The sequence below is a fragment of the Streptomyces sodiiphilus genome (assembly GCF_039529215.1).
Classification (GTDB): Bacteria; Actinomycetota; Actinomycetes; order Streptomycetales; family Streptomycetaceae; genus Streptomyces; species Streptomyces sodiiphilus.
This window is the reverse complement of record NZ_BAAAMJ010000010.1, coordinates 218,122-242,157: the sequence shown is the minus strand read 5'-3', so window position 1 is coordinate 242,157 and position 24,036 is coordinate 218,122. Positions and strand designations below refer to the sequence as shown.

At 70.6% G+C, this 24,036-nt stretch carries 17 protein-coding genes and 1 tRNA gene; 16 read left to right on the top strand and 2 right to left on the bottom strand.

Translation table 11 applies throughout. The features are described from left to right. Positions 1-8 precede the first annotated feature (8 nt). From ABD299_RS06245 to ABD299_RS06235, 3 genes are all read left to right on the top strand, one after another. Positions 9-3,053, top strand: coding sequence for a UPF0182 family membrane protein (locus ABD299_RS06245; RefSeq protein WP_344259812.1), 3,045 nt, complete (start codon positions 9-11; stop codon positions 3,051-3,053). A 45-nt stretch (positions 3,054-3,098) separates the two neighbouring features. Beyond that, positions 3,099-3,175: transfer RNA gene (locus ABD299_RS06240), tRNA-Met, on the top strand. A gap of 323 nt (positions 3,176-3,498) precedes the next feature. Then, positions 3,499-5,184, top strand: a complete 1,686-nt coding sequence (locus tag ABD299_RS06235; RefSeq protein WP_425581262.1) for a tetratricopeptide repeat protein — start codon at positions 3,499-3,501, stop codon at positions 5,182-5,184. Positions 5,185-5,202: 18 nt separating this feature from the next. On the opposite strand, the gene ABD299_RS06230 is transcribed toward ABD299_RS06235, so the two are convergent. Next, on the bottom strand, positions 5,203-5,802 hold the full coding sequence (locus ABD299_RS06230; protein ID WP_344259492.1) for an SACE_7040 family transcriptional regulator: 600 nt from the start codon (positions 5,800-5,802) through the stop codon (positions 5,203-5,205). A 111-nt stretch (positions 5,803-5,913) separates the two neighbouring features. On the opposite strand from ABD299_RS06230, the gene ABD299_RS06225 reads away from it, so the two are divergent. The 13 genes from ABD299_RS06225 to glmS all read left to right on the top strand — a co-directional run bounded on the left by ABD299_RS06225 (position 5,914) and on the right by glmS (position 22,285). Next, entirely contained in the window at positions 5,914-7,545 is a 1,632-nt protein-coding gene (locus tag ABD299_RS06225; protein WP_344259491.1) for a carboxyl transferase domain-containing protein, read from the top strand. Between the two features lie 13 nt (positions 7,546-7,558). After that, positions 7,559-9,616: an acetyl/propionyl/methylcrotonyl-CoA carboxylase subunit alpha gene (locus ABD299_RS06220; RefSeq protein WP_344259490.1), complete on the top strand. Its 2,058-nt coding sequence runs from the start codon at positions 7,559-7,561 to the stop codon at positions 9,614-9,616. Further along, positions 9,613-10,554, top strand: coding sequence for a hydroxymethylglutaryl-CoA lyase (locus tag ABD299_RS06215; RefSeq protein ID WP_344259489.1), 942 nt, complete (start codon positions 9,613-9,615; stop codon positions 10,552-10,554). Before ABD299_RS06220 ends, ABD299_RS06215 begins: the two co-directional genes overlap by 4 nt. 2 nt (positions 10,555-10,556) lie before the next feature. Then, a complete protein-coding gene (locus ABD299_RS06210; protein ID WP_344259488.1) occupies positions 10,557-11,714 on the top strand; it encodes an acyl-CoA dehydrogenase family protein in 1,158 nt (385 codons plus the stop codon). Between the two features lie 398 nt (positions 11,715-12,112). Then, entirely contained in the window at positions 12,113-12,859 is a 747-nt protein-coding gene (locus ABD299_RS06205) for an ATP-binding cassette domain-containing protein (RefSeq protein WP_344259487.1), read from the top strand. Next, entirely contained in the window at positions 12,856-14,088 is a 1,233-nt protein-coding gene (locus tag ABD299_RS06200) for a hypothetical protein (protein ID WP_344259486.1), read from the top strand. The genes ABD299_RS06205 and ABD299_RS06200 overlap by 4 nt, the downstream gene beginning before the upstream one ends. After that, on the top strand, positions 14,081-14,791 hold the full coding sequence (locus ABD299_RS06195; protein ID WP_344259485.1) for a hypothetical protein: 711 nt from the start codon (positions 14,081-14,083) through the stop codon (positions 14,789-14,791). Before ABD299_RS06200 ends, ABD299_RS06195 begins: the two co-directional genes overlap by 8 nt. 138 nt (positions 14,792-14,929) lie before the next feature. After that, entirely contained in the window at positions 14,930-15,445 is a 516-nt protein-coding gene (locus ABD299_RS06190) for a hypothetical protein (RefSeq protein WP_344259484.1), read from the top strand. A 31-nt stretch (positions 15,446-15,476) separates the two neighbouring features. Further along, positions 15,477-17,552 carry a DUF6571 family protein gene (locus ABD299_RS06185; protein WP_344259483.1) on the top strand — a complete coding sequence of 692 codons (2,076 nt, stop codon included), beginning with the start codon at positions 15,477-15,479 and terminating at the stop codon, positions 17,550-17,552. Positions 17,553-17,605: 53 nt separating this feature from the next. Continuing rightward, positions 17,606-18,250 carry a hypothetical protein gene (locus ABD299_RS06180; protein WP_344259482.1) on the top strand — a complete coding sequence of 215 codons (645 nt, stop codon included), beginning with the start codon at positions 17,606-17,608 and terminating at the stop codon, positions 18,248-18,250. Positions 18,251-18,400: 150 nt separating this feature from the next. Then, positions 18,401-19,798: a lipase family protein gene (locus ABD299_RS06175; protein WP_425581261.1), complete on the top strand. Its 1,398-nt coding sequence runs from the start codon at positions 18,401-18,403 to the stop codon at positions 19,796-19,798. 284 nt (positions 19,799-20,082) lie between these two features. Next, complete coding sequence (locus ABD299_RS06170) at positions 20,083-20,358, top strand: hypothetical protein (RefSeq protein ID WP_344259481.1); 276 nt, start codon at positions 20,083-20,085, stop codon at positions 20,356-20,358. Between the two features lie 106 nt (positions 20,359-20,464). Then, positions 20,465-22,285, top strand: coding sequence for a glutamine--fructose-6-phosphate transaminase (isomerizing) (gene glmS / locus ABD299_RS06165; protein WP_344259480.1), 1,821 nt, complete (start codon positions 20,465-20,467; stop codon positions 22,283-22,285). A gap of 272 nt (positions 22,286-22,557) precedes the next feature. On the opposite strand, the gene ABD299_RS06160 is transcribed toward glmS, so the two are convergent. Continuing rightward, positions 22,558-23,079, bottom strand: coding sequence for a universal stress protein (locus ABD299_RS06160; protein ID WP_344259479.1), 522 nt, complete (start codon positions 23,077-23,079; stop codon positions 22,558-22,560). Positions 23,080-24,036 lie beyond the last annotated feature (957 nt).

Below are 24,036 nucleotides of genomic sequence, written 5' to 3'. Positions count from 1 at the left end.
CTTTCCAGATGCCGGACCGGGGCCCGGGCCGCCCCAGTGGTCCGAACGGCCCCAGAGGACCCAGAGGGCCCCGCGGTCCGGGCGGGCCCGGATTCAGCGTGGGGCGCCCGTCCAAAGGCGCCAAGACGCTGCTGATCACCGCGGCGATCCTGGCCGGACTGGCCATTCTGTTCGCGATGTTCGCCGGGTTCTGGACCGACTGGCTCTGGTACCGGTCGGTCGACTACACGAACGTCTTCACGACCCAGCTGTTCACCAGAATGGTGCTGTTCGCCGTCTTCGGCGTGCTGATGGCGGTCGCGGTCGGCTTCAACATCTGGCTGGCACACCGGCTGCGTCCGCCGCTGAGCGCGATGTCGATGGAGCAGCAGAACCTCGACCGCTACCGGATGAGCATCGCGCCCTACAAGAAGTGGGTGCTGCTGGCAGCCGCCCTGCTGATCGGGCTCATCGCGGGCGGCTCGGCCTCCGCGCAGTGGCGCACCTGGCTGCAGTGGGTCAACGGGACGTCGTTCGGTACCACGGACCCGCAGTTCGGCATGGACATCTCGTTCTTCGCCTTCGACCTGCCGTTCTACCGGTTCCTGCTGGGCTTCGGCTTCGCGGTCGTGGTGCTGTCGCTGATCGCGGCCGGCCTGGTGCACTACCTCTACGGCGGTCTGCGGCTGACCACTCCGGGCAACCGCATCACGTCCGCGGCAACCGGCCACCTGTCGGTGCTGCTGGGCCTGTTCGTGGCGCTGAAGGCGGTGGCCTACTGGTTCGACCGGTACGGCCTCGCCCTCAAGAGCAGCGACTTCCGTGACGCCGACGGCTGGACGGGGCTCCGGTACGTCGACGCCAACGCCTATCTGCCGGCGAAGACCATCCTGACGATCATCGCGGCGATCTGCGCGGCGCTGTTCTTCGCCACCCTGTGGCGCCGGATCTGGCAGCTTCCGGTGATCGGCCTGGGTCTGATGGTGCTCTCCGCGATCCTGATCGGCGGCGTCTACCCGGCGCTGGTGCAGCAGTTCCAGGTCCGGCCGAACGAGCAGGCCATGGAGACGCCGTACATCCAGAAGCACCTGGACGCCACCAAGCAGGCGTACAATATCGCCGACACGGAGATGGAGAGCTTCGGGCGCCAGCAAGCGGTCGAGGTCACCGACGAGAACCGCGTGCAGCTGCGCGACGACGTGCGCAACGCCGCCAGCATCCGCCTGGTGGACCCGAACGTGATCTCCCCGGCGTTCCAGCAGCTCCAGCAGATCCGCGGTTACTACCAGTTCGCCGGCACGCTGGACGTCGACCGCTACCCGACCGCCAACGGCGACCAGGACACCGTGGTCGGTGTCCGGGAGATCAACATCAACAACCTCCCGGACCGGAACTGGATCAACGACCACTTCCGTTACACCCACGGCTTCGGCATCGTGGCCGCCAAGGGCGACGAGATCCTCGGCAACGGCACTCCGGACTTCACCGAGAAGGAGCTGCCGCCGATCGGTGACCTCGGCGAGTACGAGCCCCGGATCTACTTCGGCGAGGCGACCACCTTCTGGTCGATCGTCGGCGGGCCCCAGCGCGAGCTGGACTACATCCGTGGCGATTCCGGCGCGGACGAGGAAGCCGTCGACGAGGGCGAGGAGGAGCCGGCGGAGCCCGCGGAGGAGGAGCCGGCCGGTTCCGAGGTCGAGTACAGCTACACCGGCGAGGGTGGCGTCAACCTCGACAACTACTTCAACCGGGCCGCCTTCGCGCTGACCCTCAGCGAGCCGCAGATCTTCTACTCCGGTGCCATCGGCGAGGGTTCGCGGATCCTGTACAACCGCACGCCCAAGGAGCGCGTCGAGGCGGTCGCCCCGTGGCTGACCATCGACGCGGACCCGTATCCGGCGGTGGTGGACGGCCGTATCCAGTGGATCGTGGACGCCTACACCACGACCAACGGCTACCCGTACTCCTCGCGGACGGTGCTGGAGGAGGCGACCGAGACGGCGCTGACCGACGCCCAGCGGCAGGTCATCGCCCAGCAGAACCAGGTCAACTACATCCGCAACTCGGTGAAGGCCACGGTCGACGCCTACTCCGGCGACGTCGTGCTCTACGAGTGGGACGAGGAGGACCCGGTCCTCAAGACCTGGCAGAAGGCGTTCCCCGGCTCGGTGACGTCCAAGGAGGAGATCAGCGAGGAACTGCTGGCGCACCTGCGCTACCCGCAGGACCTGTTCAACGTGCAGCGCGAGATGCTCCAGCGCTACCACGTGGACTCCGCCAGCCTGTTCTACACCGGCGGTGAGCGCTGGGAGGTGCCGGACGACCCGACCCACCCGGGCAACCCGGTCCCCGCCTACTACCTGAGCATCCGGATGCCCGGGCAGGACGAGCGCAGCTTCTCGCTGACCACTACGTTCAACCCGCGTGACCGCGAGACGCTGGCGGCCTACATGGTGGTCGAGGCGGACGCCCGCAAGGACGACTACGGCACGATGCGTATCCTCCAGCTGCCGTCCAACACGACGACACCGGGCCCGCAGCAGGTGCAGAGCAGGTTCAACGCCGAGCCGTCGATCGCCGAGTCGATCAACCTGCTGCAGCGGGGCGACTCGGAGATCGAGTACGGCAACCTGCTGACCGTCCCGCTGGGCGACGACCTGCTCTATGTCGAGCCGGTCTATGTCCGCGGCGCGGGGGCCAACTACCCGCGCATGCAGAAGGTGCTGGCCTCCTACGGCGACGAACTCGCCTTCGAGGACTCCCTGGAGGCGGCGCTGGACACGCTGTTCGGCGTCACCGAGACGGGTGAGCAGGTCGATCCGGAGGAGCCGCCCGCCGACGGCGAGGAGCCGCCCGCGGACGAGGGCGAGGAGCAGACTCTCCAGCAGGCCATCGCGGCGGCCCAGGAGGCCTGGCAGGACAGTCAGGCTGCCCTGGCCGAAGGCGACTGGGCGGCCTACGGCGAGGCCATGGAGCGCCTCGAGGAGGCCATGGAGCGGATCGGCGAGGACGAGGCCGCCCGCAACGAGGAGGACGAGGCGCCGGACGGCGCCGAGGAGGGCGACGACAGCTGATGAGCGGCTCGCACCCCGCGGCGTGGTAGTGTGAACACACCACATCGCGGGGTGGAGCAGCTCGGTAGCTCGCTGGGCTCATAACCCAGAGGTCGCAGGTTCAAATCCTGTCCCCGCTACCACAGGAAGGGCCCGGAGTCTTCAGGACTCCGGGCCCTTCCGCCTGTCCGGCTGCCTCCGTGCCGCCTGTTGCAGCACTGTTGCGAACCGGCTGTCTCGGCCCGGTGAGCCGGGGTAGGTGACTGTTGGGGCATCAGTTCGCCCTCATCGTCACCCGGATGCCGACCTGCCGCTGCGCGACACGGCGTCATACTGCGTGACGAGAGTGTCGGCTCCCCGGTCGCCCTGGCGTTTGGGGGTAGGCATATCGGGAAATCGACAAACCTCTAAGTGAACTCTCCGGCCGGGGATTTCCAGGTGTACGCGGGTGTCGGGTGGTGCGAGTATGGACCTTATGGGGGACAAGGCGAGGTTCGGCAGCAGCCGCGCGTCGGCACAGGAGGGCGCGCGGCTGCTGCGCGGGGGCGAGCTGGAGCGGGCCGAGGCGCCGCTGCGCTCGGCCGCCGCCGAGGGGGACAGGTCCGCGGCGAACAATCTGGGGGTGCTGCTCCACCAGTCCGGCCGGGCGGACGAGGCCGCCGGCTGGTGGCGGATCGCGGCGGTCGCCGGCTCGGCGCCGGCCGCCCACGCGCTCGGCCGCTACCAGCGCGAGCGGGGGGACGAGGCCGCGGCCGAGTACTGGCTGAGGCAGGCGGCGGAGTCCGGTCACGCCTCGGGCGCCTATGCCCTGGCGGACCTGCTGGACCACCGCGGCTCTCCCGAGGCGGAGGGCTGGTTCCGTGCCGCTGCCGACCGCGGGCACCGGGAGGGCGCCTACCGCTACGGCTGCCTGCTGGCCGCGGCGAAGGACACCGCCCAGGAGGCCGAGTCGTGGTTCCGGCAGGCCGCCGCCCGCGGACACCGTCGCGCGGCGCTGCGGCTGGGTGCGCTCCTGGAGGAGCGGGGCCGGGTGCAGGAGGCGGGCCGCTGGTACCTGGACGCGGCCAAGGCCGGCGAGCACAAGGCGGCCTGCGCGCTGGGCTTCCTGCTGCGCGACGCCGGTGACGAGCACGGCGCCGAGCAGTGGTGGCGCCGGGCGGCGCGGGACGGCAACGGCAGCGCCGCCAACGCGCTGGGCGCCCTGTACGCCGAGCGGGGCGAGCGGCAGGAGGCGCAGCGCTGGTACCGCGCCGCGCTGGACGCCGGCGACATCAACGGCGCCTTCAACCTGGGCCTGCTGAGCGCCGGCCAGGGCCGCACGGCCCAGGCCGAGCAGTGGTACCGGCGGGCCGCCTACTCCGGCCACCGGGAGGCCGCCAACGCGCTTGCCGTGCTGCTGCTGCAGCGGGGCGACGCGGCCGGCGCCGAGCCGTGGTTCTCCAAGGCGGCCGAGGCGGGCAGCGTGGACGCCGCCTTCAACCTCGGCATCCTGCACGCCGGCCGCGGAAACCGGGAGTCGGCACGCCGCTGGTACGAGCACGCTGCCGAGGCGGGGCACGCCGAGGCCGCGCTGCAAGTCGCCATCGACCTGCTGCGCGGGGGTTCTGCCGCGCACCAGGAGCGCGCCGAGGAGCACCTGCGGAGGGCGGCCGAGGGCGGCAGCGTGGAGGGAGCCTTCCGGCTGGGCCTGCTGCTGGAGCGCCGCCTGGGCGGTCAGGCGGCCCCGGCGCGGCCGGGAGCCGGCGATGTGGAGCGCTCCGAGCCGGAGCGCTGGTTCGCCCGTGCGGCGGAGGCCGGGCACCGCCGGGCGCAGGTCCGGCTCGGCATGTGCGCGGCGGCGCGCGGCGATGTGGTGGAGGCCGCCCGCTGGTACCGGGCGGCGGCCGAGGCGGGCAGCCGGAACGGCGCCTTCAATCTCGGGCTGCTGCTGGCCCGGGAGGGGAGCGAGCCGGAGGCCGCGCTGTGGTGGAAGCGCGCCGCCGAGGCCGGCCACGGCCGGTCGGCGCTGCGGCTGGCGCTGCTGGCCTCGCGCCGGGGCGACCTGGCCGAGGGCGGCGTGTGGTGCGCGCGGGCGATGGAGCTGGGCCCGGCGGAGGTCGCCGAGCGGGCGGCCCGGCTGCTGGAGGCGCTCCAGCCCGAGCTGACCGCCTGAGGGGCCCTCGCGGCGGCCTCACCCGGCCGCGAAGGCTCCCCGGGCGAGCCGGTGCAGCAGGTCCGCCGTCTCGCGCCGGTCGGGCAGCGAGGCGGGCCGGCTCAGGTGGGGGGTGGAGTTCAGCAGCCCGAAAACGGCGTGCACGCAGGCGCGGGCCCTCCGCTCGGAGAGCCCGGGGTGCACCTGCCGGACCACCCCCACCCACAGCTCCACGTACTGCCGCTGGAGCTGCCGCACCTGCTTGCGGTCGGCCTCCTGGAGCTGGCCCAGTTCGCGGTCGTGCAGGGTGATCAGCGCGCGGTCGTCCAGGGCGAAGTCGATGTGCCCGGTGATCAGGCTGTCCAGGGCGGCCGACGGCGGCAGTCCTCTGGCCTCGCAGTCCCGGACCCGCTGGATCCCGCCGTCCCTCAGCCGGCTGCTGATGCCCACCAGCAGTTCGGCGAGCATGGCGTCCTTTCCGGCGAAGTGCCGGTAGATCGCCGGGCCGCTGATGCCCACCGCGGCGCCTATCTCGTCCACTCCGACGCCGTGGAAGCCCCGCTCGGCGAAGAGCCGGGCGGCCTCGCGCAGGATCTGCCGACGGCGGGCTGGGCCGGTGGGTCCGGCTCGGGTGCTCATGGGAAGACATTGTAGACAGCCATGGTTAGCGGGCGTTAACCTCGACGGTGTGGGTTAACGAACATTAACCACGCACGGCACGCATCAGTACGGCGAAAGGGCTGGACGGTCATGCGGCAGGCACCGGTGCTCAGCAGCACCGTCGATCCGGCGTCGGAGGCCTACCTGGCCAACGAGGCCGCGCACCGCGAGCTCGCGGCGCGACTGCGGGAGAAACTCGCGGCGGCCCGGCTCGGCGGCGGGGAACGGGCGCGGGCCCGGCACACCGCCCGGGGCAAGCTCCTTCCGCGCGAGCGGGTGGACACCCTGCTCGATCCCGGCTCCCCCTTCTTGGAGCTGGCTCCGCTGGCGGCCGACGGCATGTACGGGGGGCAGGCGCCCGCGGCCGGTGTCATCGCCGGCATCGGCCGGGTCTCCGGCCGGGAGACCGTCGTGGTGGCCAACGACGCCACGGTCAAGGGCGGCACCTACTACCCGATGACCGTCAAGAAGCACCTGCGGGCCCAGGAGGTGGCGCTGGAGAACCGGCTGCCGTGCCTGTACCTGGTGGACTCCGGCGGCGCCTTCCTCCCGATGCAGGACGAGGTCTTCCCCGACCGCGAGCACTTCGGACGGATCTTCTACAACCAGGCCCGGATGTCCGGCGCGGGCATCCCGCAGATCGCCGCCGTGCTCGGTTCGTGCACCGCCGGCGGTGCCTACGTCCCGGCCATGAGCGACGAGGCCGTCATCGTCCGCGGCCAGGGCACGATCTTCCTGGGCGGCCCGCCGCTGGTGAAGGCCGCCACCGGCGAGGTCGTCACCGCCGAGGAGCTGGGCGGCGGCGAGGTCCACTCGAGGACCTCCGGCGTCACCGACCACCTCGCCGAGGACGACGCGCACGCGCTGCGGATCGTGCGGACCATCGTCTCCACCCTGCCCTCGCGCGGCGTGCTGCCGTGGACCACCGCCCCCGTCGAGGAGCCACGCGTCGACCCGGCCGGGCTGTACGGCGCGGTCCCGGCCGACAGCCGCACCCCCTACGACGTCCGCGAGGTCATCGCCCGGCTGGTGGACGGCTCCCGCTTCCACGAGTTCAAGGCCGAGTACGGCACCACGCTGGTCACCGGCTTCGCCCGTATCCACGGCCACCCGGTCGGCATCGTCGCCAACAACGGCATCCTGTTCGGGGAGTCCGCCCAGAAGGGCGCCCACTTCATCGAGCTGTGCGACCAGCGCGGCGTCCCGCTGCTCTTCCTGCAGAACATCTCCGGCTTCATGGTCGGCCGCGACTACGAGGCGGGCGGCATCGCCAAGCACGGGGCCAAGATGGTGACGGCCGTGGCCTGCACCCGGGTGCCCAAGCTGACCGTCGTCATCGGCGGCTCCTACGGCGCCGGCAACTACTCGATGTGCGGCCGGGCCTACGGCCCCCGCTTCCTGTGGATGTGGCCGAACGCCAAGATCTCGGTGATGGGCGGCGAACAGGCCGCCTCCGTGCTGGCCACCGTCAAACGCGACCAGCTCGAGGCGCGCGGCGAGGACTGGCCCGCCGCCCAGGAGGAGGCGTTCAAGGCGCCGATCCGCGAGCAGTACGAGACCCAGGGCAACGCCTACTACGCCACCGCCCGCCTCTGGGACGACGGGGTCATCGACCCCCTGGAGACCCGGACCGTCCTCGGGCTGGCCCTGACCGCCTGCGGCAACGCGCCGCTGCCCGAGCGTGACCCGGCCGTGCCGCACTACGGCGTCTTCCGGATGTGAGGGAACCTCCACCATGACCACCCAGACCCCCCGCTCCGGACTGTTCGACACCGTCCTGGTCGCCAACCGCGGCGAGATCGCCGTCCGCGTCATCCGCACCCTGCGCCGGCTCGGCATCCGCTCGGTCGCCGTGTACAGCGACGCCGACGCGGGCGCCCTGCACGTGCGGGAGGCCGACACGGCCGTCCGGATCGGCCCGGCCGCGCCCGCCGAGAGCTACCTGTCCATCGAGCGCCTGCTGGCGGCCGCGGAGGCCACCGGAGCCCAGGCCGTCCACCCCGGCTACGGCTTCCTCGCCGAGAACGCCGCGTTCGCCCGGGCCGTCACCGGTGCCGGCCTCGTCTTCATCGGGCCGCCCGCCGACGCCATCGAGCTCATGGGCGACAAGATCCGCGCCAAGGAGACGGTCTCGGCCGCCGGCGTACCCGTGGTCCCGGGCTCCTCCGGCAGCGGGCTGGCCGATGCCGCCCGGGAGATGGGCATGCCCGTACTGCTGAAACCCTCGGCGGGCGGCGGCGGCAAGGGCATGCGCCTGGTCCACCGGACGAGCCGGCTGGAGGAGGAGATCGCCGCCGCCCGCCGCGAGGCGATGGCCGCCTTCGGCGACGACACCCTCCTCGTCGAACGCTGGATCGAACGCCCCCGGCACATCGAGATCCAGGTACTGGCCGACGCCCACGGCAACGTCGTCCACCTCGGCGAGCGCGAGTGCTCCCTGCAGCGCCGCCACCAGAAGATCGTCGAGGAGGCCCCCAGCCCGCTCCTGGACGAGGACACCCGGGCCGCGATGGGCGAGGCCGCCGTGCAGGCCGCCCGCTCCTGCGGCTACCGCGGCGCCGGAACCGTCGAGTTCATCGTGCCCGGCGACGAGCGCGGCACCTACTTCTTCATGGAGATGAACACCCGTCTCCAGGTGGAGCACCCGGTGACCGAGATGATCACCGGGCTGGACCTCGTCGAGTGGCAGCTGCGCGCCGCTGCCGGCCAGCCGCTGGGCTTCACCCAGCGCGACATCGGCAGCACCGGCCACGCCGTCGAGGCCCGGATCTGCGCCGAGACCGCCCGGGTGACCGGTGACCGGGTCGACTTCCTGCCGTCCGCCGGCACCGTGCTGCTGCTGCGGGACGCCGACGGCGAGGGCGTCCGCGTCGACACCGGCCTGATGGAGGGCACCGAGGTCGGCACCGGCTACGACCCGATGCTGGCCAAGGTCGTCGCGCACGGACCCGACCGGCCCACCGCGCTGCGCAGGCTGCGCGCGGCCCTGGCCCGCACCACCGTGCTGGGCGTGGACACCAACACCGCCTTTCTGCGCGCCCTGCTGGACCGGGCCGAGGTGCGCTCCGGCGACCTCGACACCGGCCTGGTGGACCGCGTCGCCGCCACGCTCGTCCCGGACACCGTCCCCGCCGAGGTGTACGCCGCGGCGGCCCTGCTCCGGCAGGCGGAGCGGGAAGCGGCCGCCGGGCGGCCGGGGGAGTGGACCGACCCGTTCTCCGTCCCCTCCGGCTGGCGGCTCGGATCCGTCGCCGCCTGGAGCGAGCACCACCTGAAGGTGCCCGGACACGACCCGGTCACCGTCCGGCTGCGCGGCACCACACGCGCCGCCGAGGTCCGCGTCGGCGACGCCGCCGCGGTGCCCGCCCGCCTGGACACCACCGGCCCCGGGCGTGTCCTGGTGGCCCTGGACGGCATCGGCCACTCCTTCGACCTGGCCCGCGACGCGGGCAGCAGCTGGCTGGGCCGGGACGGCACGAGCTGGCACGTCCAGGACCACGACCCGCTCTCCCTTGCCGGATCGGCCGCCGCGGCCGGTGCCGACGCGCTGACCGCCCCCATGCCCGGCACGGTCACCCTGATCAAGGTGGCGGCCGGCGACGAGGTGACCGCCGGCCAGAGCCTGCTGGTGGTCGAGGCCATGAAGATGGAGCACGTCATCGCCGCCCCGCACGCCGGAACCGTCACCGAACTGGGGGTGACCGCCGGGGCGCCGGTCGCCATGGACCAGGTGCTGGCCGTCGTCACCCCGCACCCGGAGGAGACCGAGGGGGACAAGGAGGCAACGCCATGACCGACGACCTGCCCATGCGGGTCCGAGCCGACGGCCTGCCCGAGCGGGTCCGGATCCACGAGGTCGGCCCCCGCGACGGCCTGCAGAACGAGCAGACCGTGGTGCCCGTCGAGACCAAGGCCGAGTTCATCCACCGGCTGGCCGCGGCCGGGCTCACCACGATCGAGGCCACCAGCTTCGTCCACCCCCGCTGGGTTCCGCAGCTCGCCGACGCCGCGCGGCTGATGCCGATGCTCGACGACCTCACCGGCGTCCGGCTGCCCGTGCTGGTCCCCAACGAGAAGGGCCTGGAGCGGGCCCTTGAGCTGGGCGTCACGGAGGTCGCCGTCTTCGCCAGCGCCACCGAGTCGTTCGCCAGGGCCAACCTCAACCGCACCGTCGACGAGGCGCTCGCCATGTTCGAGCCCGTCATCGCCCGGGCCGCCGGGGCGGGGGTCAACGTGCGCGGCTACCTCTCCATGTGCTTCGGCGACCCCTGGGAGGGAGCGGTGCCCCTTCCGCAGGTCACCGCCGTCTGCCGCCGCCTGAGGGACATGGGCTGCACGGAACTGAGCCTGGGCGACACCATCGGCGTCGCCACCCCCGGACACGTCACGGCACTCCTGACGTCCCTGAACGAGGCCGGCGTCCCCACCTCCGCCCTGGCCGTCCACTTCCACGACACCTATGGCCAGGCGCTGTCCAACACCCTCACCGCCCTCCGGCACGGCGTCACCACCGTGGACGCCTCCGCCGGCGGGCTCGGCGGCTGCCCGTACGCCCGCAGCGCCACCGGCAACCTCGCCACCGAAGACCTGCTGTGGATGCTCCAGGGCCTGGGCATCTCCACCGGAGTCGATCTCGGCCGTCTCACCGCCACCAGCGCGTGGATGGCCGGGCAATTGGGCCGGCCCAGCCCGTCCCGTACCGTACGCGCGCTCTCCCACAAGGAGTCCTGACCATGTCCCTGGACCACAGGCTGACCCCCGAGCACGAGGAACTGCGGCGCACCGTCGAGGCGTTCGCCCACGACGTGGTCGCCCCGAAGATCGGCGAGTTCTACGAGAACCACGAGTTCCCCTACGAGATCGTCCGCGAGATGGGCCGCATGGGCCTGTTCGGGCTGCCGTTCCCCGAGGAGTACGGAGGCATGGGCGGCGACTACCTCGCGCTGTGCCTGGCCCTGGAGGAACTGGCCCGGGTGGACTCCTCGGTGGCCATCACCCTGGAAGCCGGTGTCTCGCTGGGGGCCATGCCCGTCCACCGGTTCGGCACCGAGGAGCAGAAGCGCGAGTGGCTGCCCCGGCTGTGCTCCGGGGAGATCCTGGGTGCCTTCGGACTGACCGAGCCGGAGTGCGGCTCGGACGCCGGCGGCACCCGCACCACCGCGGTCCGGGACGGCGACGAGTGGGTCATCAACGGCACCAAGAGCTTCATCACCAACTCCGGCACCGACATCACCGGCCTGGTGACCGTCACCGCCGTCACCGGCCGCAAACCGGACGGTGCCCCGGAGATCTCCAGCATCATCGTGCCCTCGGGCACTCCCGGCTTCACCGTCGCCGCCCCCTACTCCAAGGTCGGCTGGAACGCCTCGGACACCCGCGAACTGTCCTTCGCCGACGTCCGCGTCCCGGCGGCCAACCTGCTGGGCGAGGAGGGCCGCGGCTACGCCCAGTTCCTGCGCATCCTCGACGAGGGCCGGATCGCGATCTCCGCACTGGCCACCGGGCTGGCCCAGGGCTGCGTGGACGAGTCCGTCCGCTACGCCGGGGAACGCCAGGCCTTCGGCAGGCCCATCGGGGCCAACCAGGCCATCCAGTTCAAGCTGGCCGACATGGAGATGCGCGCCCACACCTCCCGCATCGCCTGGCGGGACGCCGCCTCCCGGCTGATGGCCGGCGAGCGGTTCAAGAAGCAGGCGGCCATCGCCAAGCTGTACTCCTCGGAGAGCGCGGTGACCAACGCCCGCGAGGCCACCCAGATCCACGGCGGCTACGGCTTCATGAACGAGTACCCCGTCGCCCGCATGTGGCGGGACAGCAAGATCCTGGAGATCGGCGAGGGCACCAGCGAGGTCCAGCGCATGCTCATCTCCCGCGAACTCGGCGTCGCCTGACCTCTCCTGGCTCCGCGCCAGCTCCTCCACCCCCCGCCCTCCGCGCGGTGACAGGCACGTCCGCCTGCCGTCACCGCGCGGAGCGCTGTTTCCACCGCCGGGAGACGCCGCTGCCGCAATTCCTTTGCGCTCTGCAGAAGTTGGCCGGTAAACGATCACCCCCGCAGCTGCCCGAAGAGGTCGCGTTGACGTGTGGTGACGGGGGTGGTTGGCTCCCAGTGACATCGAAGCCACCGGCGGCAGGTCACACGAAGTACCGCGGCGCTGAAAGAACCGGGCTCATGGCGATCCGACTCGACGTCGGGCGTGACCGCGGCACTGCGCGCTTCCGGCAGTGACTCTCAGCCGGCACGGAAGACCGTCCGTCAGTGTGGGCACTCCTGGAGCAGAAGGAACTCATGCGCGCTCATTTGTCCGGTGTGCGTCAGGGATACCGGGGGCGTCTCGTCCTCGACGGACTGGATCTGGCCCTCGGGCCCGGGGTGACAGCGCTTCTCGGTCCCAACGGTGCCGGAAAGACGACCCTCATGCGCACCCTGGCCACGGTGCAGCCGCCCATCGAGGGAACCGTCACCATTGGCGACACGGTTGTGTCCGACGAGAGGACGGCACGCCGGGTCAGACGGCAGATCGGCTATCTGCCCCAGGCGTTCGGCTGGGACCCAGGGATGCGCGTGGGCGACTTCGTGGAGTACGCCGCGTGGCTGCGGGAAATCCCGGCCCGGGACTGCCCCCGGGCCGTCGAGGAGGCGCTGCGGCACGTGGACCTCGTGGACCGCCGCCGGGACAGGCTCTCCCGGCTCTCGGGCGGGATGCGCCGGCGGGCCGGTATCGCCTGGGCCGTTGTCGGGGCACCGGGGTTGGTGATCCTCGATGAGCCCACGGCAGGGCTCGACCCGCGCCAGCGCCTCCAGTTCCGGCGTATTGTCACCGGCCTCCCGGACACCACGGTGCTGCTGAGCACTCACCTCATCGACGATGTCGCTGCCGCGTGCGACCGGGTGGTCGTCCTGCACGGCGGCCGGCTCCGCTTCGACGGGAGTGTGGCCGACATGGAGGCCCGGGCATGTGACGGTCTCCCCGGCCACACGCCGCTCGAGCGTGCCTACATGGAGCTCCTCCCGGAAGAGGAACGCACGCTGTGAGAGCTCTTCTTCTCCACGCCCGTTCCACCCCTTTGCGGTGGCTGCTGCTTCCCCTGGTGGTACTCGACCTGGCCGTGATCCTCACCCGGGACCCCTACTGGCACGGTCTGTGGGGGGACACCGGGGCGGCCGGACAACTCCCCGTGGTCTTCCTCGGAATCTTCGCCGCCGGAGCCGCCGCATGGGCGGCCGGGCTGCGGCGACCCGCCTCGACAGCCGAACTGCTGAGCGCCATGCCCAGGCCCGCGCACCGGGCCGAACTGCCGCGGATGGCAGTGGTGCTGGGCATCGTCCTTTTGCCCTATCTCATCGGTCAGGCCGTCTGCTTCTTCGTGACGGCGCGTACCTGGCCCGCCGGCTTGCATCTCTATCTCGGCTATCTGTTGCTGGGGGCGGCGGCCCTGCTGCTCGCGTGCGGCTGGGGCTGGGTCATCGGGCGGCTGATGCCGAACCGCTGGGGCCCGCTCGCGGGTGCGTTCGGCTGGCTGCTGGTCGTCCTGGCCGTCGAGTCGGAGCTCTCCGTGGTGAGCGGACCGGCGCGGCTGGAGCCCGATCTGCCGCTGCTTGCTCTCCGGGCCGTGACCGCGGTGCTGCTGCTGGCCGTGTGTCTGTGGCTGCCCTTCGGTCCGCCGGCACGCCGGAAGGCTGCCCTGCCCTGGGCGGCGGTGGCCGGAGCGGTGGTGCTCAGCGTCGTGGTGGCCGGTCTCCCGGTCATCGGGGAGCGGCACGGCTCGCCGTCGGCGCTCTGCGTGACGGGTCGCACCACCATCTGTCTATGGCCCGAGGAGGAGAAGTACCTTGCGCTGGCGGAGGAGGTCCTGGAGCGGGTGGACGCTCTGCCGGAAGGCGTCGACATGCCGGCCACGGTGCATTCCTTCGGCCTTGTCGACCAGGGGCGCGAGGGCTGGGCCGGTGACTTCACCGTGCACGGCGGGTCCGTGTGGCCGCTGGCCGACGGCGTCGCCCGGGCCGTGACGCGAGAGATCTTCGAGGGCTGCGACTGGGACGCGTACTTCCGCGCCGACGATCCCTCCCTGCTCGCTCTTGAGCGCTGGCTGGAGAAGCGTTTGGCGGGAGGCGGGGACCCCCTGTACACCGAGAGCGGGCTCAGTGAGCAGCAGTCCGAGGCCATCAGGCAGGGCATGGCGATGACGGACAGGCCCGAGACGGAACAGGTCCGGTGGGCGCAGGACACCGTGAGCCGGGTGAAGGAGACCTACTGTGGCTGAGGCCGCCGGCACCGCCTCCGAGGAGCTGCGGGAGACAGGGCGGAACGCATCCGGGACACGGAGACGGTTCCGGCCGCCCGGCGGGGTGTACCGGCCGGGAGCCGTGCTTGTGGGCGCCGTGCTGACAGCAGTCGCTGTCGCATGGCTGGGGGGCCGGTCGGCACCGCTGCCCACCGCGGCGGGCGATGGGTCGGCGGGCTCTCCGGGCTGGCGGGTCTTCGCGATGTTCGCCGGAGTCCTGCCGCTGCTGGCGCTGCGCAGCCCGATGGCCGAACTTGAGGCGCTCGGATCCTCCCGCTTTCACCGGAGCCGAGGTCTGCGGCTGGCCGGGCTGTGGGGCGCGAGTGTTCTGCTCTTCCTGGGCATCGCCGCCGTCGCGGTGGAAGGGCGGGTGCTGGGAGCGATGGCGGTGGCGCTGCCCGGCTGGGCAGGGCTCGGGCTCCTGGGAGGCCGCGCGCTGGGCTGGCGGCAGGCCTGGGTGCTCCCGGGCATCGTGCTGTGTGCTGTCACCTACTGGGGGTTCGATGACGCGGGCGGTACGTACCCCTGGTGGGACATGACGCGGGCCCCGGTGACCGAGAACCCGCTCGGAGCGCTGGTGTCCGCGGTGCTTCTGCTGACCGGCCTTCTCGCCTTCAGCCTGACCCCGTGGCGCCTCCGCCGGCTCGCCCGGCCACTCCGGCGCCTCGGCCGGAAGCCTTGAGGAGGCAGGCCCTTCACGACCGTGAGCGAGTGAGGGCAGGAGGCGCGCCTGAGTAACAAGGAGTTGCCCTTCCGTCACCACCCGGATCCGCCGACGGTAGAGTCTTCCGCCGTGAGGGTGGAAGAAGGGGGGCGGGACATGACAGGTAGCGACGAACACACCGGGACGCGGCTCAATGGCATCGACGACGGCTACGGAGGCGTGACGCCCATCCCCGGGGGTGGCTCCGAGCCGGATCTCGTCATTGACGACGCCGCACTCGGTGCGATCGGTGAGGACGCCCACGGCCTGCGCACCCGCGTGGTCCCGGAAGCGACACAGCCGACAACAAGCAGTGTCCGGGCCGCGGGGGAGTTGATGACCGGCGGCATGGCGAGTGGCCGCGTCCTTCAGCACGTAGCGCAGGCGTTCGCCCGTCAGGCTGTGAGTCTGCAGCAGGACTGCGAGCGCATCGAGCAGCACCTCGGATACACCGTTTCGGCCCATGCTGCTCAGGAGCACGACATCGTGGCGCATCTCCAGCAGGTGGGGGCCGGCCTGCTGGGCATCTCCCCTCGCTTGCTGGCTGCGGCGGGGCTGACCTCTTCTGCTGACGAAGCGGGGTTGCCTGCTGGGGAAGAGGCGGACATCTCGCGCATCAAGGGAATGTCGTGATCGCGCTCGCAGAGGCAGAAAGGGGAGAACTGTGCCCACATATGAACAGCTGTACCACCTGAGTCTGAGCTCTCTGGCCGAAGCGGTGGAAGACTGGCGGGTCACGGCGAGGGCCCTCGGTGAACTGGCCGAGGAAGCCCGCACGGGGATGCTGGCGAAAAGCAGGAGAGCGGACTGGGCGGGCGCCAACGCGGACGTCTCGCGGCCGTTCGTCATCACGACCGCTCTGCAGTTCCGGTACGCGGAAGAGAAGGCCCTGGGCATTCACAGACTGCTGGAAGATCTGTACGAGGCCCAGCACGGTTACCGGGACGCCTTGCGGAAACTGGAAGAGGACGCCCGGCAGCTGGGTTTGCGGATCGAGCCGGACGGCCGGGTTGTCGTGCGCTCCGAGTTCCTCAGGGAAGGGACGGCCGAGGAAACGGGCTACCAGCGCGCACAGGAAGCCACGCACGGTCTCGCATCGCGCGTGGAGGCGGTGCTGACAGCGTCCGCCGAGGCGGACGCCACCATTGCGCGTGCGTTGTACGAGCTGGTCGGCGACGACCACAGTCGCTTCTCACCCGGCACCCACGGAGGTCTTGAAAGCGCGGAAGCCGAACAGGGGCGTGCGGCTGTGCGTGAAGCCGTGGAACTCTTGGAGAAGACCTATCTCACGGACAGTGAGCTGGGCCGTCTCCGGGATCTGCTGGAACGGCAGAGGAACAACGAGTACTTCGCTGTGCACCTGGCTGACACTCTGGGGCCTGAAGGGCTTGTGCAGTTCTGGTCCAGGATGATGGACGAACCACGCCACCCCGACCTGCCGGGCGGGGAACGTCTCGATGTGCTGCGAGATGTGAGGGAGTTCCTGGGGGTCGCCCTCGGAGAGGCCACTCGTAGCGACCTTCCGGCCATGAACGGATGGCAGGAGAGACTGTTCGATGTGGCCGGTGACCCGGTTGCTCCGGGGGACCCGCTGAGCCTTCGAGGGTTTCAGGTCATCAGTGACCTGCTGAATCACGGTGACTACAACGAAGACTTCCTGGTCGCCTACGGTGCAGCCTTGGTCGATTTCGAGAAGAGGGACCCGGAAGCCGCTCTGTGGAGAGAGCCGACGGGTATGGGGCTCTACGAAACTCTGCTGCATGATGAAGTCCACTACGATCCCATGACCGGCCTCATGAAGGCCATGAGCAGGCAGCCCGAAGCGGCGACGGAGTTCTTCGGCGTCACAGAGCCGCAGGACTACGCGAAGCACGTCATGGAGCGGGAGTACGGCAGTCCCGGCGGTGAAGCGGTGGAGGGGAGCGGCTTCGCAGCCAGAGAAGCTATCGGAGAGGCTATGGCGGCTGCGGCCATGGGGAGCGACCCCAATGTCCCGAATTCTGTTCCTGCTGAGACCGGATCCGCGCATGCGGAAGTCCGGGACAGGCTTCTGTCCATTGGCTATGGCCTGGGGAATGACTTCCCTCCGGAGTTCCGTGTGCCCATGGCAAGGATTTTCGCCCACCACAGCGGTGAGGTGTTCGAAACTGCCCGGACCTACTCGGGATCGGACCTTCCGATCCATCCCCGTCACCTCGCCGGTGTGAATGCTCAGATCGCCAGAGACCCGGATGCCTACCGCATTGTGCAGGTCGGCATGATTCCGGAGTATGTGGAGTGGGTCCATGGCGATGAGACAGGAGAACCGCACTGGATGCTCGACGATGTGGGGCGTAGTATCGGATTCCTTGAGTATGGGCGACATGCTGCGCTGGAAATCGACAAGGATGACAGTTCCTGGACAGGGAAGAACTTCTACAACTTGGGCAGTGCCGTGTTGGGTGACTTCCCATATGTGGGCACTCAGATTCAGCATGGGCTCGATCAGGCAACCAGCCGTTGGGTGGCATACGAGAACGGACGCGCAGCTGCTGAGAGCGAGTCTCAGCGGAATGAGTATTATGACGAGGGCAACGTGTATCTCAATGTGTACGCGACGCAATGGACTGCTTTGAACCCGGAGCCTCCGGAAGGCTACTCCATGAGTGGCGATATCTGGACGTCAGAGGTGGCGCAGGCGCTGAGAGAAGCAGCCAATGACGGTGTCAAAGGGGCCAGAAGTAACACTCCCTCTTCCTGATGCTGGACCAATAAGGGAAGTCAAGCTTGATGTGAAGAGCCGATGAACAGGTCGTGGGTCGAATCATGGGTGATAAAGAGATTCCGTATATTGTGAACCGGCCTGTGGTGAACGAGGATGTTCGCAATTTTGGGTTGAGGCGGTTTGCCTGGGTCATCCTGGGAGTCGTGACTGTCTGGGTTCTCGTGGTAGTTTTCTCTCGCTGGGAGTCGGGAGTTGCGCGGTACTCGGCTCCGGAAGAGGTGTGCGGAGTGAACGTTTCTCCTGCAGCGCTTGCCCCGCTTCTCCCTCCAGGGCGTGACCTGGAGCAATATGAGCCTCAGACGTCCCCTGAGGTCGAGGAGATCGTCGAGTTCTGCAGGATCTCCGTGGACCGGGAGGTTGCTCTTTCTTTTGTCGCCAAGTATTTTCCCTCGCTCAACAGGACTGTCGTGGAGACCTACGAATTCGCTCCAGGTGCTTACGGGATTTCGGTGCCGGGTGAAGTTCTGATCGGAGGGGAGCCTGCCGTGCTGGGCCACAACGGTTCTCTGTCGCGGGCCATGTGCCCCGCGCGCGGGGAGGAGGCGGTGCTGCAGGTGAACATCAAGTACTTCGACGCCGAAGGCGGCTCGGCAATCGATGAGGAGCGGGAGTTGGTGAAGGCCCTGACGGAGGAGTACCTGGGTGCCGTCGCCAAGCGGCACGGATGTGCTTGAGGGGGCCGGGAGGAGGGCCGGCGCCGGGCGGTGGGTCGTGGGGGAGGGGCGACGGTAGTTACCGTTGCGTAACTTACCGACGGGTTACTTGCTCGCCGAGGCGCTGCTAGCTTGCGCTCACCTGCATCGGAGCAGAACGAGGAGTGAGCCGTGAGCCGCACGAGAGCCCGTTCGAGTTCCATCCCCCCCACACCCCTCCACCGGCGTTGTGGACCGCGCCGCGCCGGACGCGTGGCCGTCGCGGTGGCCACCGCGCTCTGCCTGGGCCTGGCCGCCGCTCCGGTGGCCACCGCCGCCGACGAGCAGTCCGCGTCCGGGACCTCCCGGGGCGTGCCCATCCCCGCGTTCTACGACCCGCCCGCCGAACTGCCCTCCGCCAACGGCGAGGTGATCCGCACCGAACCCTTGCCACTGGGCCTGAGCCTCCCCGGACTGGACGGCCGCCGGCTGCCGGGCACGGCGACCCGGCTGATGTACAAGTCCACCGACTCGGCCGGGCGGCCGGTCGCGGTGACCGGCGCCTACATCGAGCCCTCGGCCTCCTGGCGGGGCGGAGGTCACCGCCCGCTGGTGGCGCTGGCCTCCGGCACCATGGGCCAGGGTGACCAGTGCGCGCCGTCCTTCGCGCTGCAGCACCCGCTGACGCTGACGGGTGAGACCGTCTCGGTCGGCTACGAGGTGCTGGCGATCTACCGGCTGCTCTCCGCCGGTGCGGCGGTCGTCGTCACCGACTACGTCGGCCTCGGCACGACGGACCGGCTGCACACCTACGTCAACCGTCTCGACCAGGGGCACGCCCTGCTGGACGCCGTCCGTGCGGCGCACTCCGTGCCCGGTGCCTCGATCACCCGGGATTCGCGCATCGGCCTGTACGGCTACAGCCAGGGCGGCGGGGCCAGCGCGTCGGCCGCCGAACTGCAGCCCTCCTACGCGCCCGAGATCAAGCTGGCCGGCACGTACGCGGGCGCGCCTCCTGCCGACCTGACCGAGGTGATGAAGGGCATCGACGGCAGTGCCCTGGTCGGGGCGCTGGGCTGGTCGGTCAACGGCTTCGCCCAGTCCGACCCCGATCTGCGGGAGGTCGTCGAGGCCAACATCAACGACACCGGCCGGGCGGCACTGGAGGACCTGTCCACCATGTGCGTCGGCGACGCGATCTTCGGCTACGGCTTCACCAAGAGCAACAAGTGGGTCACCGGCGGCGCGTCTCTCGGCGACATCATCGCCGCCGACCCCAAGGCGCGGGCCGCGCTCGACCGGCAGCGCATCGGCAACCTCAGGCCCGCGGGCCCGGTGCGCGTGGCCAGTGGCATCCGGGACGACATCGTTCCGCACCACCAGTCCCGCCGGCTGGCCGTGGACTGGTGCCGCAAGGGGGCCAACGTCACCTACGAGGCCATCGTGCTGCCGAACCTCGGCAACAAGATCCTCACCAATCACCTGGTCCCTCTCCTCACCGACCAGGGCGACGCGATCTCCTGGATGACCGACCGGCTCTCGGGACGCCCCGTCCTGTCCAACTGCTGGACGATGCCCTTCCAGCCCTGATCCGGAAACAGCCGCCCGCCGCGCCCGCTCACACCCCGGACCCGGGGTGTGAGCGGGCGCGGTTCCTGGAGGAGGGCGGGAGGAAAAGAAGCCGGGTGGCGCGGCAGCCGGCGAAGAAGGCGGTTCTCGACCGTCTCTGACCACCGAGTCCGCTGTCCCCGCCCCGGAGCGTGAGCCGGGCGGGTCGGGGTAGGCGCATCGTCGCAGACCCCTGTTCGACACGCCCCTGCCCGATATCGGGCAGGATTGTTGCGAAAAGGGTCTTGCCTCCGCAGTATCAAGAGGTGCTCGAACGTCGTACGCCCCATGAGGACCTCGTGGACCATCTGGTGCGCAGCACCCCGCTGGGACGCGGGGAGGCTGCCCGGGTGGTGCTCGACGTGCTGGCGTACTTCGACGAGACGACCGAGGAGTTCGTCCGCAGGAGACACCGCGAGCTGCAGTCCGGAGGGCTGACGAACGCGGGGATCTTCCAGCGGATCGCGGAGGAACTGCCGCACCGGGCGGTGGCGCCGCCGGAGCTGTCCCAGCGGCAGCTGCGCCGGATCGTCTACGGCTGACCGGTCAGGAGCCGGTGCCGGCAGGGCGGGCGAGCCCCGCCGGCGAGCAGCGGGGCGGGCGCCCCCCGGGAACCGAAGAGCAAGACAAGCACCAGGAGGAACCAGCATGTGCGGGATCGTGGGATACATCGGCAGGCGTGACGTCGCCCCTCTCCTCCTGGAGGGGCTGCAGCGGCTGGAGTACCGCGGCTACGACTCCGCGGGCATCGCCATCCACAGCAGCGGCAAGGGCGGCGGGCTGAAAACCGTCAAGAACAAGGGCCGGGTCCGCGACCTGGAGGAGAAGGTACCCGCGCGGTTCTCCGGCACCTGCGGCATCGCGCACACCCGCTGGGCCACCCACGGCGCCCCCAATGACGTGAACGCCCACCCGCACCAGGACGCCGAGGGCAAGGTCGCCGTCGTCCACAACGGCATCATCGACAACTCCTCCGAGCTGCGCGCCAAGCTCACCGCCGACGGCACCGAGCTGGTCTCCGAGACCGACACCGAGGTGCTGGCCCACCTGATCGCCCGTTCCCGGGGGGAGAAGCTGGAGGACAAGGTCCGCGAGGCGCTGCGGTACGTCGAGGGCACCTACGGCATCGCCGTCCTGCACGCCGACTTCCCCGACCGCATCGTGGTGGCCCGCAACGGTTCCCCGGTCGTGCTGGGCATCGGGGAGAAGGAGATGTTCGTCGCCTCCGACGTGGCCGCGCTGATCAGCCACACCCGCCAGGTCATCACTCTGGACGACGGCGAGATGGCCACCATCAAGGCCGACGACTACCGCACGTACACCACCGACGGCAGCCGCACCTCCGCCTCGCCCACCACCGTGGAGTGGGAGGCCGAGAGCTACGACATGGGCGGCCACGACACCTACATGCACAAGGAGATCGCCGAGCAGGCCGACGCGGTGGACCGCGTGCTGCGCGGCCGGATCGACGACCGCTTCGCCACCGTGCGGCTCGGCGGCCTCAACCTGGACCCGCGCGAGGCGCGGACCATGCGCCGGGTGAAGATCCTCGGCTGCGGCTCGGCGTACCACGCGGGCCAGATCGGCGCGCAGCTGATCGAGGAGCTCGCCCGCATCCCCGCGGACGCCGAGCCCGCCAGCGAATTCCGCTACCGCAACGCGGTCGTCGAGCCGGACACCCTCTACATCGCGGTCAGCCAGTCGGGCGAGACCTACGACACCCTGGCCGCCGTCCAGGAGCTCAAGCGCAAGGGCGCGCGGGTGCTGGGCGTGGTGAACGTGGTGGGCAGCGCCATCGCGCGCGAGACGGACGGCGGGGTGTACGTGCACGCCGGCCCGGAGGTCTGCGTGGTGTCCACCAAGTGCTTCACCAACACCGCGGTGGCGTTCGCGCTGCTGGCCCTGCACCTCGGCCGGATCCGTGACCTGTCGGTCGCCGACGGCAAGCGGATCATCGACGGGCTGCGGAAGCTGCCGGGGCAGATCGAGGAGATCCTCGCCGACGAGCCCCGCATCGCCAAGATCGCCGAGGAGTTCGCGAACGCCAAGAGCATGATGTTCGTCGGACGGGTGCGCGGCTTCCCGGTGGCCAAGGAGGCGTCGCTCAAGCTCAAGGAGGTCTCCTACATCCACGCCGAGGCCTATCCGGCCTCCGAGCTCAAGCACGGCCCGCTGGCGCTCATCGAGCCCGCGGTGCCGACGGTGGCGATCGTCCCCGACGACGATCTGCTGGAGAAGAACCGCGCCACGCTGGAGGAGATCAAGGCGCGCTCCGGCCGCATCCTCGCGGTGGCGCACCAGGAGCAGGAGAAGGCGGACGACACGATCGTGGTGCCGCGCAACGAGGTGGAACTGGACCCGGTGCTGATGGGCATCCCGCTGCAGCTGCTGGCCTACCACACGGCTCTGGTGCTGGGCCGGGACATCGACAAGCCGCGCAACCTCGCCAAGTCCGTGACCGTGGAGTGAGGCCGGTCCGGAGGCGGTGAGCGGCAGGCAGTGGCCCCCGTGGAGTGCGCGCCACCAGACGCACCCCGCGGGGGCCGCTCCCGCCCGCCGGCGTCGCCCATAGCGCCGGCGGAGGAGCCGCCGTCCGGGTCCGTCACCTCCCGGCCGGCGGCGGGGCCGAAGACCTCTCCGCTCACAAGTCGTTGCCCCCGTTATGCCCATCACAAGCGCACAATCCACCCGCGCGGGCGAAGAATCTGACGGTCCGCCGGGAAGAGGAGCGAGGCGCGGCTTTACGGGATGACGATGACCGGCCGTTGCGCGCGGCGGGCCAGCCGGCCGGAGACCGAGCCGAAGAACCGGCCCAGCAGGCCGTGGGTGGAACCGACGACGATGGCGTCGGCCGCGTACTCGCGGCCCACGTCCTCCAGTTCGTGGCAGATGTCGCCGCCGCGCTCCAGCAGCACCCAGGGCACGTCGGCGAGGTGTTCGGCGCAGGCCAGCTCCAGGCCCAGCACCTCGGTGCGGTGGTCGGGGACGTCAACGAGTGCCGGGGGCTCGCAGCCCGCCCACACCGTGGTCGGCAGCCGGTTGGCGACGTGGACGATGATCAGTCCGGAGCCGGAGCGCAGGGCCATGCCGATGGCGTAGGCGAGGGCGCGCTCGCTGGTGGTCGATCCGTCGAAGCCCACCACCACGCCGTGCCGGAAGGCCGGGTCCTGCGCCGTGCATTCCTGTTCCGCCGACTCGGGCGGGGCCGAGGGGTCGGCCACCTGCCTGCGGTCGGCGGGGTCGGGACGCTCGTAGCCAGCCATCGGGTGTCTCGGCGGAGTCAGTGAGGAAGCCTCGGATGCGGAGGGGACTGCGGGCGGAGGGAACAGCGGTGCGGTGCCTCTTCCACTGGTTCCACCTCCAGAGTACGGCGCGTCGGCGCAGAGCCCCTACCCACTGTCCGGCGGGTCAATCCCGCGGGCCGTGGGCGTGCAGCATGCCGCAGCGGAGCGGACCGCGCAATGCCCCGGCACACACCTGTGATCGTGCCGGACGCCCTTGGGTACCTCCGTGCACCCCCTGTGCTCCCTTGCGTCCCCGTGCGCCCCTCTCGGTCGCCGGCGGGCGCGAGGGCCGCGTGGAAGGCATGTGAGTGGCCTTTCACTTTCTGTGACAGGCCGTCGGTGGGTGTCCGATTCCCTCGGCCCTCCCGGCGGTGTGCTGCGCCCGGGCGCAGCGGGGCGGTCCGGCGGCGCGGCCGTGGGAGGCGGACGCGCGGCTCCCGGGTTGCCCCGAGAGCCTGTCCGGCACCGCTGAGCAGCGCCGGCGCCCGGTGCGGGGGAGGGTGCGGGGGGTGGTGGCGCGCGGTCCGGCGGGTGCCGTCCGCCGGTGTCGGGCGGCTCGCGGAGAGGTAGGCGCCGGCGGCCCCGGCGGGCGCGGGATCGCTCCCAACGCCCCTCCGGCCGACTATTTTCAGCCAACTTCCGTGCGCTGCGCAGGCCTTGCCGGAGTGCCCCCGGGGGGCCCGGTGAACGGCCGAGGGGGAGCCGCCCCCCGGCCGCCGGGGGGCCGGTGGTGGCCGACAGGCGGGGAAGGCGCACTTTCGCCGGCCGCTTCTCCGTGGAACGCTTCCTGATCGAATGCTTCGCGCCACGTTGCCATGTCGATTAAGCGCCGAGTGAAGAACTTGTCCCGCCGACCTCATCCGACACAGTAGATTCGATCTTGGCAATCACGTCGGGGGAAACGTGCAGGACCGAGAGGACGACGACCGAGGGAAC

What these genes read in the sequence shown, in the direction of transcription:
- ABD299_RS06210 (WP_344259488.1), top strand. Translation starts at nt 10,557, where the DNA reads ATGTCCCTGGACCACAGGCTGACCCCCGAGCACGAGGAACTGCGGCGC.
- ABD299_RS06190 (WP_344259484.1), top strand. Translation starts at nt 14,930, where the DNA reads ATGACAGGTAGCGACGAACACACCGGGACGCGGCTCAATGGCATCGAC.
- ABD299_RS06220 (WP_344259490.1), top strand. Translation starts at nt 7,559, where the DNA reads ATGACCACCCAGACCCCCCGCTCCGGACTGTTCGACACCGTCCTGGTC.
- ABD299_RS06245 (WP_344259812.1), top strand. Translation starts at nt 9, where the DNA reads ATGCCGGACCGGGGCCCGGGCCGCCCCAGTGGTCCGAACGGCCCCAGA.
- ABD299_RS06235 (WP_425581262.1), top strand. Translation starts at nt 3,499, where the DNA reads ATGGACCTTATGGGGGACAAGGCGAGGTTCGGCAGCAGCCGCGCGTCG.
- ABD299_RS06160 (WP_344259479.1), bottom strand. Translation starts at nt 23,079, where the DNA reads ATGGCTGGCTACGAGCGTCCCGACCCCGCCGACCGCAGGCAGGTGGCC.
- ABD299_RS06205 (WP_344259487.1), top strand. Translation starts at nt 12,113, where the DNA reads ATGCGCGCTCATTTGTCCGGTGTGCGTCAGGGATACCGGGGGCGTCTC.
- ABD299_RS06230 (WP_344259492.1), bottom strand. Translation starts at nt 5,802, where the DNA reads ATGAGCACCCGAGCCGGACCCACCGGCCCAGCCCGCCGTCGGCAGATC.
- glmS (WP_344259480.1), top strand. Translation starts at nt 20,465, where the DNA reads ATGTGCGGGATCGTGGGATACATCGGCAGGCGTGACGTCGCCCCTCTC.
- ABD299_RS06215 (WP_344259489.1), top strand. Translation starts at nt 9,613, where the DNA reads ATGACCGACGACCTGCCCATGCGGGTCCGAGCCGACGGCCTGCCCGAG.
- ABD299_RS06225 (WP_344259491.1), top strand. Translation starts at nt 5,914, where the DNA reads ATGCGGCAGGCACCGGTGCTCAGCAGCACCGTCGATCCGGCGTCGGAG.